The sequence below is a fragment of the Ochrobactrum sp. C6C9 genome (assembly GCF_022627935.1).
GTDB lineage: Bacteria > Pseudomonadota > Alphaproteobacteria > Rhizobiales > Rhizobiaceae > Brucella > Brucella teleogrylli.
The window spans coordinates 205813-220325 of the sequence record NZ_JABXGB010000004.1 but is presented as its reverse complement, the minus strand read 5'-3'; the positions used below and the strand labels follow the sequence as shown (position 1 = coordinate 220325).

Here is a 14513-nt window from a genome sequence, read left to right as displayed (position 1 = left end):
AGCGAGCACAATCATGAACACGCCTTCTCCGCTTCTGCAGGTAAGAGATCTGGTGACGCAGGTTGCGACACCCGACGGTGCACGCACTGTCGTCGACCGGCTTTCCTTCGATCTGCAATCCGGGAAGACCTTGTGCATTGCCGGCGAAAGTGGTTCCGGCAAATCCATGACCGTGCTCTCGCTGATGCAGCTTTTGCCAAAGTCCTTGGCGCGCGTGACCGGTGGCACCGCCATGATGAACGGTCGCGACATTCTCAAGCTCAACGAAAACCAGATGCGTAGCGTGCGCGGGCGTCATATCGGGATGATCTTTCAGGAACCCATGACCTCGCTGAACCCGGTTCTGACCGTGGGGCGACAACTGGCGGAAGCCGTCGCCAATGAAGCTGGCCCGAAAGGCAGCCTGTCGGGTGCCGCGCTGAAACAGCGTTGCAAGGACTTGCTCGATCAGGTGCAGATTTCCGATTCCAGTCGTCGTTTGCTGCAATATCCATATGAACTTTCCGGCGGCATGCGTCAGCGCGTCATGATCGCCATGGCGCTTGCCCAGAAGCCTGAAATTCTCATCGCCGACGAGCCGACAACCGCGCTCGACGTAACGGTGCAGTCGCAGATACTGGCACTCATTCGCAAGCTACAGGCCGAGAACGGCATCTCGGTCGTTCTCATCACGCATGATATGGGTGTTGTCGCCGAAATGGCAGACCACGTCCTCGTGATGAACAAGGGCAGGCAGGTAGAGCAAGGTCCGCTGCGCGAGGTCTTCCATCACCCTCGGGACGAATATACGCAGCGATTGCTCGCCGCCGTGCCACGGCTTGGCGAAATGACCGGCACGGACAGACCCAAACGCGCGCCAGCGGAACCAAAAGCCGCGCCCGCGCCCGAACCTTCTTGTAGCGTTCTTGAAGTTGAAAATCTTGTTGTCCGCTTCGACATAAAGGGCGGCATATTACAGCGTCCTGTCCGGCGCGTTCATGCCGTGGAGGGCGTCTCCTTCACCGTCAATCGCGGTGAAACGCTGTCACTGGTCGGTGAATCGGGTTGCGGCAAGTCCACGACGGGCAAGGCCCTGCTCAATCTGGTGCCATGGAGCGGCGATATCCGCATTGACGGCAAGAGCACAAAGGGCCTGAGCCGCACGGCGATGCGGCCAGTGCTTCGCGACATTCAAATGATCTTTCAGGATCCCTATGCTTCTCTTGATCCGCGCATGCGGGTTGGCGACCTTGTGGGTGAGCCGCTGACGATCCATGGTCTGGCATCCGGCAGTGAGCTGAAAGACCGGGTCGAATATCTCTTCCGTCGCGTCGGCATGTCTGCCGACCAGATGAAGCGCTATCCGCACGAATTCTCCGGCGGCCAGCGGCAGCGCATCTGCATCGCGCGAGCTTTGTCGCTTTCACCGAAGCTGATCGTTGCGGACGAAAGTGTTGCGGCTCTGGACGTCTCCATTCAAGCGCAGGTTTTAGACCTTCTGCAGGATATCCAGAACGAGACAGGCGTGTCCTATCTTTTCATCAGCCACGACATGGCGGTTGTCGAGCAGATCAGCCACCGTGTGGCGGTGATGTATGCAGGTCGCTTTGTGGAAACCGGGACACGCTCGCAGGTGTTTGAGCATCCCGCCCATGACTATACGCGTCGGCTGATGTCGGCGGTTCCCGTAGCTGATCCAGATCGTGAGCGTCGATTGTTTGTCGCCAATGAGGGAGAGCTTCCAAGTCCCGTCAAGTCGCTCGATTATGTAGCGCCACATCTTGATTGCGTGGAGCTAGGCGGCGAACACTTCGTTTGGCGGGAAGCTGTGGCCTGATGCTGGGAGCGCCCACCCATGACATTGCTTTGGGCACTGGCTTTTAGTTGAAGCGGTCAATCAGCTCTGAAATTGACCCCAATCCCAGCTGCCCCATAGCATTGATCAATTCGGCACGCAGCAATTCAGCCATCTGTTCCGGCCCCCTGGCAACACCGGCCGCAGCGACGGCGTAAAGAAAAGGACGGCCAATAAAAACGAAATCGGCTCCGCGATCGAGTGCAGAAATGATATCGGTCCCTGAGCGGATTCCGCCATCCATTAGCACCGGGATCTGTCGTCCCACGGCTGCGCGAATTTCCGGCAACGCAGCTAATGGCGCCGGTGCCGCTTCGAACTGCCGTCCTCCATGGCTGGAAACAATCAGTGCATCCGCCCCTGTGTCGACAATTCTTCGGGCGTCGGACGGATTCAACACACCTTTGACGATGAATGTTCCTTTCCAGCGTCGCCGCAGGTCGCCCAGAATTGTCCAGTCGAGCCTGCCCGAAGTCTGGCGGGCCATCAATCGCGCCAGCGATGTGCCGGACTGCGACCCCGATGCATAGTTCGCAAAATTAGCAACTTTCGGTGACCCCGCACGCAACGTGGCAAGACACCAGGCTGGGTGGGTCGCAAAGCTGAAAATGCTTCCAAGACTGGGACGCAAGGGCAATGTAAAACCATTCGCCAAATCCCTCAGCCTTCTGCCGGGAGCCGGTATATCAACCGTGACGACAAGTTTTTTGATACCGGCAGATTCCGCACGATCAATCAGATTGTCCACGATAGACTGATCTTCGCCCACATAGAGCTGGAACCAGGCATCCGGGTTAACCTTGGTGATATCTTCAATGGTTGTCGATGCCGCCGTCGAAAGTACGTATGGAATGCCAAGCCGATAGGCAGTCGCTGCCAAGGCTATATCCGTTTTTGGCCACACAAGATCGGCAAGCCCTATCGGTGGAATACCAAAAGGCAAAGACTGTTCCGTACCAAAAAGGCGGCAGCTCGTGTCGAATTCAGTATGACCCCGCAGAACACTCGGCACGAGTTCCACGGCATTGAATGCAGCTTCGGCCCGACGCAACGCATTCTCGCGCCCGGCACCGCCATCGATAAAATCGAACGCTATGCGAGGCAGGCGCCGTTGAGCCGCCTGACGTGTGTGTGAAACGCCGATCAAACCCATGGCGCGTCCTCAAACTTCTTCTACGAGTGACGGTCGGCGGCGGCGCCACAAAGCGATGAGTGCAGGAATGGCAATCATCGCAATCCCGGCGGTCATAACACTCCCGACGAGCCAATTTGAAAAGAAGACTGAAAGTGACCCTTGGGAGATCATCAAGGACTGACGAAAGGCGTCCTCTGCTTTCTGACCGAGCACCATGGCGAGCACAAACGGAGCGATGGGGTAGTCCAGCTTCTTGAAGAGATAACCTACTACGCCGAATATCGCCAGCAACACCATATCGAATGATGCGCTCGCCACCGTATAGGCACCAATCAAACACACAAACATGATCAGCGGTGCCACGATGGCAAAACGGACCCGTAGAATGACAGCAAAGAAGGGAACCGTTGCCAGGGCGAAGATGACACCAATGACATTGCCGAGATACATTGAGGCAATCAAACCCCAGACGAAGTCCGTATTCTGGACAAACAGCATCGGACCGGGATTGAGCCCCCAGATCAACAGCCCCCCCATCATGACGGCAGCCGTCGCTGAACCTGGAATTCCAAGTGCCAGCATCGGCAATATTGCCGAGGAACCGGCGGCATGATCGGCGGTTTCCGGCGCGATGATACCTTCTGGAATACCGGTTCCGAATTTCTTTTTGCCGGAGCGTTGCGCGACACCATAGCTCATGAAGGAAGCCGCCGTTGGCCCTCCCGGTGTTATTCCCATCCAACAGCCAATGGCGAGGGAACGCAGATATGTTGCCCAATATCGCGGCAGCGTTGCAATCGTTTTGAAAACGCGACGGATTTCAAGCTTTGATTTCACGGAATCGAATTTCAGGTCTTCCTCCATCGTCAGCAACAGCTCTCCGATGCCGAAGAGGCCTATCACGGCAACTAGGAAGCTGATCCCGCGCAGCAGTTCAGAAAAGCCATAGGTCAACCGCACTTCACCTGAAACGGTATCCATTCCGACCGATGTGAGTGCAAAACCAAGCGCAATTACTGCAGCGCTCTTCAGCATCGACCCGGAACCGAACCCGATAAAGCAGGAAAAAGCGAGAAAATAGACGGCGAAATATTCCGCCGGTGAAAAGCTGAGCGCGAAGGAAGCAATCCAGCTCGATAAAACCGTGATCAGCGCCACCCCGCACAACGCACCGATACCTGCGGAGGAAAATGCATAGGTCAATGCTTCGGTAGTCTCACCGCGCTTGGCCATGGGATGACCATCGAATGTGGTTGCCACCGAAGATGGTTCGCCGGGGATGTTGAACAAGATCGATGTGGTCGATCCACCAAAGAGTGCGCCCCAGTACATACTGGTTAGCAGGATGATGGCCGAGACGGGCTCCATCGAGAATGTCAAAGGCAACAAAAGCGTCACGCCATTGGGCGCGCCCAATCCCGGCAAAACGCCGACGAGAAGCCCCATCATGACGCCTGCAATCATGAGGAATATATGATAGCCGCTAATAGCGATCGAAAAGCCGTGCAGAAGATTTTCGAAGTTTTCCATCATTTCCACCTCACAATCCGAGAAGAGGTTCGATCGGCCCCTTCAATAGCGGGATACGGAACCAGAACTCAAACATAACATAGAAAAGACCAACCGCGAGAAGAGCGATCAAAAGCGCATTCAAAGTCGAAGCCTTGGCTTGAAACCGGATAGTCAAAAACAGATAGATCAGGCCCGCGCAGTAGATGCCCAGAAGATAACTGGCAACGACCAGTCCTATGATGGGCAGGAAGAACGACAGGACATCGCGTGCGCCATCGAGTGTCAGAAAAACTCTGGCTCTATAACGCTCACGTTCGAGATAGCTCGAAATCGCGATCCCCATACCGGCGAGCCCTATTCCCCATCCAAGATAGAATGGTACATAGCCTGAGTCCGGGCCGCTGGATGTCCAGCCATAACCCAGACCGGCGGCACCGTAAGCAACGAGTACGCCTATAGCGACGAGCAGTGCTGCCACAAACATTTCGGCAGCAAAGCGCGTTAGCAATACCTTCCTGGTATCGTCCATATCGGTCTCTCCCATTTCCAGCAGACAGCGCGGCCTGAAGGCGACCGCACAAAGCTTGCCCTATTTGACAAGCCAACCTTCACGCTCAAACACCGCTCTGGCTCTCGCACTATCTTGATCGATATAAGTCTGAAGTTCAGACCCTTGCAAAAACAGATCGCCCTGCATGGTTTTCTGGAGATAGGCTTGCCATTCCGGCTTCTCGCGCACTTTCGACAGAAGATCGCGAAAATAGGCCTGTTGCTCGTTGGTTAATTTCGCTGCGGAAAAGATCGTTCGCGGAATCTCGTAGGATTGTATTTTGCTGCCCTGACTTGCACAGGTTGGAATATCTCCAAAGCCCTGCCCGTCATACACTTTGTTCGTGTCCTCAAGCTTGGCGTCTGCAAAAACGCAGATTGGCCTCACCGCCCCACCAGCCCACTGTCCCACATTTTCCGACGGGTTATTGGTATTGATGTCGATATGCCCGCCGGCCAGCTGTACAGCGGCTTCACTTCCACTCTTGAAAGGAATGTAAATGAAATTGCCGCCTGCCTCTGCCGCAATCATGCGCACGAGAATCTCATCACCGTCTTTGGACTGTGTGCCACCAGACTTCAAAGGTGCGGACTTATCTTTAGCGGCGTTCGCCACATCCTGATAGATCTTGTAGGCGCTATCTTTGTTGGCCCAGAGCAGGAAAACATCTCTGGCCATGCTGGCGACTGGTGTCAGATCGTCCATCGAATAGCCGACCCTTGCCTTCATTGGCAGCAGCCACGCATTATTGTTTCCGAACAATAGCTTATAAGGATCCTTGCCACCGGTGACACCATACATGAAGGCTTCGCTTCCAGCACCGGCTGGCTTATTCGTCACGACGACATCCACATCCGCCAAATCATACTTCTGAATTATAGACTGGATTGTGCGCGCAAACAGATCGGTCCCACCGCCCGGCCCCGCACCTGCCACGAATTCAAGATCCTGTGTCGGTTTCCATTCCGCCTGTGCGATGTCCGAAAACGACATAGCCGCGATCAATGCCAAAAATGCAGTCGAATAACGCATTCCATCCTCCCAGTGGTTTGCTTTCCATCAGTATTCCTGCTCATCCCAACAGATGAAGCAGAGGTACAATCATCCTTTTCCACGTCCCATCGACGTCGGCATTTTCAACAGTTCCGCTTTGCGTTCAGGCGACATCGAAAAGCCCAGCCCCGGAGTTTCCGGCAGAGCAATCTCACCTTCTCCCAGAGCTGTCAGTCCTTCAAAGACCCCTTTGCACAGTTCAACCGAGATCAGGTGCCATTCAACCAGACCGCCATTGGCCATGGCTGCGTGCAAATGCATATTATGAAAAGGAAATGCCCCGCCATTGTCGATTGTGGTGTTAAAAGCTTGCGCCATACCCGCGATCTTAGCGCCCATTGTATAGCCGCCACCGATACAGACATTCGGTTGCAAAACATCGACGGCCTGATGCATGAGAAGATCACGATACCGGAACAGCTGTCCCTCGTTCTGGCCCGCAGCTACCGGAATTCTAATCTTGCGGCGAAAGTCCGCCAGACTTCCAACATCGTTTCCACGCAGGGGCTCCTCGAAGAACCGAATATCGCAATCGGCAATCCGTTCTGCCAGAAGTTGCGCGTGAAATTTGTCCAAACTGCAATTGGCATCAATGAAGAGGTCGACATCGTCACCAACCGCCAGGCGCACTGCGCGAATTCTGGCCTCATCTTCGCGAATGACCGCATCAAGCGAACGACCACTATCACGACGCGCCAGCGCATGATGGCCAACGACCATTTTCAACCGTTTCTGCCCCTGCCGGGAGAGGTGAGCTGCCGCTTCCGCGAGTTCCTCCCGATCAAGCGCGGCGAAACCAAACGTTACATAGGTTTCGACCTTGCTGCGCGCACCACCCAACAGACGCCAAACCGGCATCTGCAGTTTCTTTCCCGCTATATCCCACAGTGCAATGTCGATTGCGGAGGCGACGTGACTTGCATAACCGGTTTGCCCACGAGGGCTGAGCAACCAATAAAGGCGTTCTGCCACGGCCTCACGCGACATTACAGGCATGCCGACAAGATTGGGTGCAACAAGGCTGTTGACGGCAGCGCTCACCACCTCTTCATCGGTAATCGCCGTAAAACCGTGTCCAATGGCACCGTCGGCGGTTTCAATCTCAACCACCACGGCAGACAATTCAGTCGAGCGATGAATTGCACCGATTTTCAACTCGCACGGCAGAAAGACCGGGATAGCCTCTACCCGCGCAATTGTATCGCCTGCTAAATCGCTTCTAACCAGCATATTCATGGCTTCCTCCCAAGTGCCGAGCAGTCATAATGCTCGACAACCATTCACGGCTTGACGTTGACCTCTACCAGCGCCAGCCCCTTGTTCGCTGACGCATGGGTGACAGCAGCCTCCAAAGCCGCCGGCAAATCTTCCGCTCGTTTAACGTGCTGTGCAAAAGCGCGACTGGCTTGTGCGACCATCGCAAAATCGGGTGTCGGTCCCAGAGAGGTCAGAGGCATGATATTGGCCTGCGCTGCATAGCCTTCCGGGTAAAGGTCGGCGACCGACTGCCGCACCGCACCCCATTCGGAATTGTTTACCACCACAACCACGATCGAAAGACCCAGGGCTTCTGCAATCTGATGACAGACCACAGGGTTGGCGAACATGTAGGAGCCATCGCCCATGGTCGCGACGACCAGTCGGTCAGCTTTTGCCAGTTTCATGCCCAGAGCGGCTGGAAACGACCAGCCCAAACCACCAGAATGCGGTTCCTGAAACCAGCTTCCATGCCTGTTCAATGTCAGCGGCTCCAACGGGCAACCGAGCTCCGACAGAACCGACGCTTCGTGGTTTTGTACGGCTCGCGAAAGGCAGAGGCTGACATAATCCTTGGTTATACCGGAGTCCTGCCCGGTCTCAGCCTTTGAAAGAACCTTTTCGCGTCGCGTGCGACAACGGCCCTGTGCGTCTTCGCGGCGGGTTTGGATATAATAGCCGCTTTCGACGCCCAACTCCTCCAAGGCCTTTTCCAATGCGACAAGAAATGGACCAACCTCGCTGGTAATGGTCCGATCCGACGGAAAATTCCGATATGGGAACCTTTCGTAGAGCGGATCCGCGCCGACCTGAAAAATCCGACAATCTGCTTTCGGTTCATGGATTGCAGGAGACCACGGCGCCAGACAATCCAAGACGACGATCAGATCAGCATCGTTGATCCATGGCGCGATTTCCGCACCGGTCGAAAAAGGATGATCAGTCGCAAGTGCAAGCTGCACTGCCCAATACTGGCTGACGGGGATAGCCCAGTTTCGGGCTATGCGATCAAGGGCAGCAAAACCCTGTTCTGTCCCAGCACCTTTTTGCGCCACGAATAGCGGCCGCCGCGCATCCCGGATGGCTTGCGCCAGCTCAGCCACGCCATCAAAATCGAGCGCAGAAACAGACGACGCCACTCGACTGGGCGCGGTCAGGCCTTCATAGTCAACAACCTCGCACAACACTTCGCGCGGAACACTGACGTAAACCGGACCTCTCGGTGTGGAATTTGCAATGGCAAATGCCCGATCAACGACATCTGGTATCTGCTCCGGAAAGCGGAGTTCATAGTCCCATTTGGAAGCTTCACGGACCAGCGCATGCTGATCGCGCATCTCCTGCCCCCAACCGATGGGCACTGTTCGGGCACCGAAACGACCCTTTTCAAGCGTTGGCGTTCGCCCCGACAGCAGCAGCATGGGGATTTGTTCCGCCGCGGCGTTGATGGCGCCCATGGCGCAATTTGCAAGGCCAACATTGGTGTGCGCCATCACCGCTTGAGGGCGGCCTGATGCGAGATAGTACCCATGCGCCATTGCGACAGCGGCTGACTCGTGGGGAATAACAAGCGCCTCCGGCAAAGCGATCCCATTCGCCTTGGCTTCAGCCAGCCCCTCAATGATCGGGGGAAAGTCAGTACCGGAATTGGCAAAAATATAATCCACGCCAACAGCTTTCAAACGCGCAAGGAGCGCACCTCCCGCGGTCATGGAATGGCTAGTCTGGGGACGAACATCCACGCGTTTTCCTCCTCCCGAGAATTTGCGTCTTGTTCTGCTTCTCGCAGATATTTCTATATGTGAAATTTATATTGCAATTAATGATAGATATGTTACGCTTCGTTTGTCAACACGCTTCGGAATTTTGCGGATATCGCGTTCTGTAGGGAGAAAAATGCGTCATGAGCCAGGCCAATGGATCGGTTATTAAGGCCTTCCAGATATTGGACTTATTCGACGATCAGCTGCTCCAGATTGGATCAAGCGATGTCGTATCGCGCCTGGGGTTGAATACGATAACAGCGCACCGTTTTCTGAAAACCCTCGAAGCTGCAGGCGCACTCGTGGCGGTTTCGCGTGGACATTATCGACTGGGCTACAAACTGGCCGAACTGGGAAAACGCGCCGCCGGAGCAGACAATTTGCGCAGCGCCTTGCAGCCTGTGCTCGACCAACTGACGAAGGACGTTGGCGAAGCAACACTTGCGTCCAGTTTTGACGGTGAAAGCGCGATTTGTATCGCCCGTGCCTTGCCGGATCGGCCGATGTTCGTATCGATACAGCTTGGCAGTCATCTTGAAGCCTATGCCAGCGCGCATGGCAAATTGTGGCTCGCCCATTTAAGTGAAACCGCGCTTGATGCCTATCTTGAGCGCGTTGAGCTCAAGGCGATCAATGAGGGCTTTGTGCCAAACCGGTCGGGGCTCATCGCCGAACTGCAGGATATTCGAGAGTCCGGCCTTGCGTTTAATCGGGGTGAACGGGAGCCCGATGTCTATGCGCTGGCTGTGCCAGTCCTTAACCCCTCCGGCAAAATGATCTGCGGCCTTTCAGTCTTCAGTTCAAAAAGCCGGATGGAACCGCTGATCGCCAATGATCTCGCAGCCAAACTCCGGGCTGCCGCAAAGAAAGTGCAGATCGCCTTCTACGGAACGGCAACCCACGCCAGTTGAACACACCTCAATTCCAAAAATGGGAGGATTAGATGAATATTGGACTGCTGATAGATGGCCAGGATGTTCCGGCACTGGGCAGCGCGACCTTTACCCGTATTGACCCCGTCACCGGAGAAGAGGCCACTGTAGCGCCCGCCGCCCGGCAGCCTGATATCGACAGGGCCGTCAAGTCATCGGCAACAGCCTTCGCAGAATGGTCCGAAGTCGGCCCGAGCGAGCGCCGCACCATCCTGCTCAAAGCAGCAGATCTTCTCGAAGCCAGGATCGGCGAATTCACCGCCTGCGGCATCGCTGAAACCGGGGCGACTGCCCCGTGGATCGGATTCAACGTCGGGTTGGCTGCCAAAATCCTGCGCGAAGTCGCCGCCGCAACAACCCAGATCAAGGGCGAGATCATTCCATCCGATAAGCCTGGAACCCTTTCCATGGCCGTACGCGAACCTGTTGGCGTCATGGTTGGAATGGCGCCATGGAATGCCCCTGTCATTTTGGCGGTACGCGCCTTTGCGATGCCCATTGCCTGTGGCAATACGGTTGTTCTCAAATCGTCCGAGATGTGCCCGCGACTGCATCGCATGCTGGGCGACGTAATGATTGAAGCGGGTCTGCCAAAAGGTGTTCTCAATATTGTCAGCCACAGCGCTGATGACGCACCGGAAGTTGTCAACGCGCTTGTAACGCATCCTCTCGTTAAGCGGATCAACTTCACGGGTTCCACGCGGGTGGGGAAGATCATCGCTCTTGAAGCTGCCAAACACCTCAAGCCTGTGCTTCTAGAACTGGGAGGCAAGGCGCCATTGGTCGTACTGGATGATGCCGATCTTGATGGCGCCGTCAACGCGGCGATTTTCGGTGCCTTCATGAATCAGGGGCAAATCTGCATGTCCACCGAACGCATCATTGTCGATGAAAAAATCGCCGATGAATTCGTGACCAGGTTTACGGCACGGGCTTCAGCATTGCCAAGCGGCAATCCACGCGAGAAAGTCGCTCTGGGCGCTGTCGTCGCGCAAGGCACAGTTGATCGGGTGCTCGAACTGGTTGCCGATGCCAAAGAATCCGGTGCCACAATCACAACTGGGGGCACGGCAAGCGGAACAATCATGCCAGCCACGATTGTCGACAGGGTTACACCCGCAATGCGTCTGTTTCGCGAGGAGTCATTCGGACCGGTCGTCTGCGTGGTGCGCGCCCGCGATGACAATCATGCCGTCGAGCTTGCAAATGACACGGAGTATGGTCTGTCCTCTGCCGTATTCAGCCAGAATATCGACCGCGCGCTCAAGGTTGCGCGTAAAATTGATGCCGGCATTTGCCATATCAATGGGCCGACGGTGGGAGATGAACCACAAATGCCTTTCGGCGGCGTCAAAGACAGCGGCTCTGGTAGATTTGGCGGGTCCGCAGGCATAGACAGTTTTACCAATCTTCGATGGATCACAATCGAAGACCCCAAGCAGCATTATCCATTCTAGCATCAGCTCCATCAAACCGGAGCCATATCAGACCCGATATGGCTCCGGCCAGCATCTCAAGAGGTCCCTACATCACAGCCAGCAACATTGTTCGCCAAAGGCGTCCTACCTCTCAATCTAACCCAGGAGTGGTATCACGATGACCAAATTGACCCGACGCAATGTGAATACTCTTATCGGTACACTTATAGCCGGTGGCATAGCACCGAACAGCGCCTACACACGGAATTACGGTAGTGGCGGCACAAGACTGGCGATGACCAATATACGCATGCTGATAGGCCAGGAGATGTCTGGCCCCGGCGCGATCCTGATTGAGAATGGAACTATTTCAGCGGTCCTTAACGAAACGGACAATACGGCAGCAGCTTTGCAGAATGCGCAGATTGTCGATTATCAAGGACGATATCTGATCCCCGCATTCACCAGCAACCACGCCCATGTCGGGCTTATCAAGGGCACGACGGGCGGACGACATAATTTCACACCGGAAAACGCTTATGCAGCGTTACGCCAGTTTCAGGCTTACGGTATCGGCACGGTGGTTTCGCTGGGCATGACCCCCACGCCCGAGCCCAAAACCCGCGAAAACATGCGCAATAACCCGCAATACGGTGCGTCCTTCATGACAGCAGGTGCGGGAATATTTGCCCCTGACGGTCTGTCACCACGTCCGCAGATACCGGAAGAAGCGCGTCAGGTCGTTCGCCAAATGGCGCAGCAACCGATAGATATCATCAAGCTATGGATCGACACATTCGGACCTATCCAACCGATGAGCGAGGATTGTTTTCGCGCAGCAATCGATGAAGCACACCAACTGGGTTTCGCTGTCGCCGCCCATGTCTACACACTCGACCACGCCAAAAAGCTGGTCGCTGCGGGCGCTGATATTCTAGCCCACGGTGTTCGCGACGTTGAGATCGATCAGGAGTTTATCGATGCTCTTCGCGAGAAGGGTACGTGGTATATTCCAACGGTGCACATGGACGAAGCAACTTATATTTTCGCCGACCAGCCATTGCTACTGGAAAACCCCTTCCTGCAATCGGCTTTAAGCCCTGAACTGAAAGACCAGTTTTCCAGCGCAGAATGGCGCGAAAAGACAGCTACCAGCGAACGGGCACAAAAAGCGCGACAAGATGTGGAAATGAACCTCCGCAATTTGTCAAAATTGATAGAGGCTGGCGGTGTAAAATTCGGCTTTGGTGCGGATGCAGGTGCTTTTCCAGAACGTATACCCGGCTTCGCCGAACATCGCGAGTTGGAACATCTGGTCAATGCAGGACTCCCGCCCGTTCAGGCAATCGGCGTAGCAACCGAGCAGGCCGCAGCGCTGCTGAAATTGACCGACAGGGGCAAGATTGCCGAAGGACAGCGGGCCGATTTGATCGTCCTTGATGCCAACCCGCTGGATGACATCACCAATACGCGAAAAATTCATGCCGTCTGGCAACAGGGCGAGCTGGTTTCCCTCGGCACTCCGTAATCGGCGGACTGTGTCGCATTCAACCGCCGCCAGATCGGTCTCATAGCCTCGTCTATATTGTTAAAAAGGGTATAGCGTCGGGCGTAATGCCCTTCCAGCGACGCGTCCGGAAGGTAATGCCGCTCGGCCTTGACCATGGCGGCTGCACCTTCGCTGAAATCGGCAAAAAGCCCGACACCGGTTCCGGCGGCAATCGCCGCTCCGAGCGCACCAGTTTCACGCGAACGGCTGACGGATACAGGAAGGCCGAGTATGTCCGCGAATATCTGAGGCCATATCAGGCTGCGAGCCCCACCGCCTGAAAGCACGGCTTCGTTGAACACGGCACCCGCTCTGCGAATCCTCTCGACATGCTGGCGATGACCGAAAGCGACACCTTCGAGAAGCGCCCGAACAAGATGTCCTTTGGTGTGCCAACCCGCGATACCGTAGAAACCAGCGCGAGCGTGACCGTCTTGCTGGGCACCATAGAGGTAGGGATGATAAAGCGGATCGTCCGCTGCTGGCGTGATCGCTCCGGCCAAGGCACAGCACGCATCGAAGGGTGAACCACCGTCCGCATTCTCACCTTCGAAGAACTCCTTGACCAGCCACTCCAGATTGGCGGCCGAGGTCGCGCTGTTCTCCATCGCCATGTAGCGGGTACGATCAAATGTCGAGGACATGAATACCGGTTCATTGAGGTCCGGTCCGTCGATAATGACCTGATTGATGCTCCAGGTGCCTGCAATGATTGAGGCGCTACCGGTGCGCGAGACGCCTGAGCCGAGCGCCGAAGCGACAACGTCGAATAGCCCCCCAACCACCGGCGTTCCCGCAGCGAGCCCCGTCTGCGCCGCAATTTCTTGCGTGACAGTACCCGCGATATCAGCGCTTTCGATCAGCGGAGGAAGGAGGTCGATACAATCTTCAAGGCCATAGGCTGCCATCAAGGTCTTGTCATAGCGGCGCGTCGCCAGATTGAGCAGACCCGCGCCGGACATGTCCGAAACCTCGCTGACGCGTTGGCCAGTCAGGCGATTGACGACGAAATCCTTCGAGAAGAACACCGTGCCGATGTTGCTGAACAACTCCGGCCGGTTTCGTTTCAACCATGCAAGCAAGGTCGGCGTCTGCGATGGCCAGGGGCGCTGGCGCGCGATCGGCTGGGTGCGCTCGCCCACACCCCGAGCGGCCCATTGCTCGACCAGCCCGGTCGCACGCGTATCGATCGACTGGATGCCGATGAGCGGCGCGCCATCCCGGTCCAGCGCATAAAGTCCGTTGCCATGGCCTGCGCAACCGATTGCGATAATTTCAGCCGGCGATATCCCTGCACGCTCGATACAGCTACGGATCACGTGCCGTGCGTTCGTCCATAGCTCATCCAGACCACGCTCTACATGGCCTGGGCATGGCATGCGGCTGCGTCCCTCCTCGGAAGCAGCCGCAATTTCATGACCTGTTCGGTCGAAGATCACCGCCTTGATAACGGTGTTTCCAGCGTCGAGCCCTAAAAGATATTCTCCCATATAGAACCCCTCCCAAGGTC

General features: G+C 55.8%; 11 protein-coding genes. 4 read left to right on the top strand and 7 right to left on the bottom strand.

Annotated elements, in window-relative coordinates; genetic code table 11:
* Positions 1–13 precede the first annotated feature (13 nt).
* Positions 14–1816 carry an ABC transporter ATP-binding protein gene (locus HWD97_RS04900; RefSeq protein WP_371834824.1) on the top strand — a complete coding sequence of 601 codons (1803 nt, stop codon included), beginning with the start codon at positions 14–16 and terminating at the stop codon, positions 1814–1816.
* A gap of 43 nt (positions 1817–1859) precedes the next feature.
* On the opposite strand, the gene HWD97_RS04895 is transcribed toward HWD97_RS04900, so the two are convergent.
* From HWD97_RS04895 to HWD97_RS04870, 6 genes are all read right to left on the bottom strand, one after another.
* A complete protein-coding gene (locus tag HWD97_RS04895) occupies positions 1860–2987 on the bottom strand; it encodes an alpha-hydroxy acid oxidase (protein WP_109366257.1) in 1128 nt (375 codons plus the stop codon).
* 9 nt (positions 2988–2996) lie between these two features.
* The gene (locus tag HWD97_RS04890) at positions 2997–4499 is read right to left on the bottom strand and encodes a tripartite tricarboxylate transporter permease (protein ID WP_371834835.1); all 1503 of its coding nucleotides are present in this window, start codon (positions 4497–4499) and stop codon (positions 2997–2999) included.
* Positions 4500–4509: 10 nt separating this feature from the next.
* On the bottom strand, positions 4510–5010 hold the full coding sequence (locus HWD97_RS04885) for a tripartite tricarboxylate transporter TctB family protein (RefSeq protein ID WP_167836055.1): 501 nt from the start codon (positions 5008–5010) through the stop codon (positions 4510–4512).
* Positions 5011–5070: 60 nt separating this feature from the next.
* Positions 5071–6063: a tripartite tricarboxylate transporter substrate binding protein gene (locus HWD97_RS04880; protein WP_109366259.1), complete on the bottom strand. Its 993-nt coding sequence runs from the start codon at positions 6061–6063 to the stop codon at positions 5071–5073.
* A 69-nt stretch (positions 6064–6132) separates the two neighbouring features.
* Positions 6133–7320 (bottom strand): mandelate racemase/muconate lactonizing enzyme family protein, encoded by a 1188-nt coding sequence (locus tag HWD97_RS04875; protein ID WP_235858918.1) that lies wholly within the window; start codon positions 7318–7320, stop codon positions 6133–6135.
* A 44-nt stretch (positions 7321–7364) separates the two neighbouring features.
* On the bottom strand, positions 7365–9083 hold the full coding sequence (locus tag HWD97_RS04870; protein WP_371834823.1) for a thiamine pyrophosphate-requiring protein: 1719 nt from the start codon (positions 9081–9083) through the stop codon (positions 7365–7367).
* Positions 9084–9244: 161 nt separating this feature from the next.
* On the opposite strand from HWD97_RS04870, the gene HWD97_RS04865 reads away from it, so the two are divergent.
* The 3 genes from HWD97_RS04865 (at position 9245) to HWD97_RS04855 (ending at position 12982) form a co-directional block, all read left to right on the top strand.
* Positions 9245–10015: an IclR family transcriptional regulator gene (locus tag HWD97_RS04865; protein ID WP_109366261.1), complete on the top strand. Its 771-nt coding sequence runs from the start codon at positions 9245–9247 to the stop codon at positions 10013–10015.
* Positions 10016–10047: 32 nt separating this feature from the next.
* Entirely contained in the window at positions 10048–11493 is a 1446-nt protein-coding gene (locus HWD97_RS04860) for an aldehyde dehydrogenase (RefSeq protein WP_121537484.1), read from the top strand.
* Positions 11494–11632: 139 nt separating this feature from the next.
* Positions 11633–12982: an amidohydrolase family protein gene (locus HWD97_RS04855; RefSeq protein WP_371834822.1), complete on the top strand. Its 1350-nt coding sequence runs from the start codon at positions 11633–11635 to the stop codon at positions 12980–12982.
* On the opposite strand, the gene HWD97_RS04850 is transcribed toward HWD97_RS04855, so the two are convergent.
* Positions 12934–14493 (bottom strand): FGGY-family carbohydrate kinase, encoded by a 1560-nt coding sequence (locus tag HWD97_RS04850; RefSeq protein ID WP_371834821.1) that lies wholly within the window; start codon positions 14491–14493, stop codon positions 12934–12936. The genes HWD97_RS04855 and HWD97_RS04850 overlap by 49 nt on opposite strands.
* Between the last annotated feature and the right edge of the window lie 20 nt (positions 14494–14513).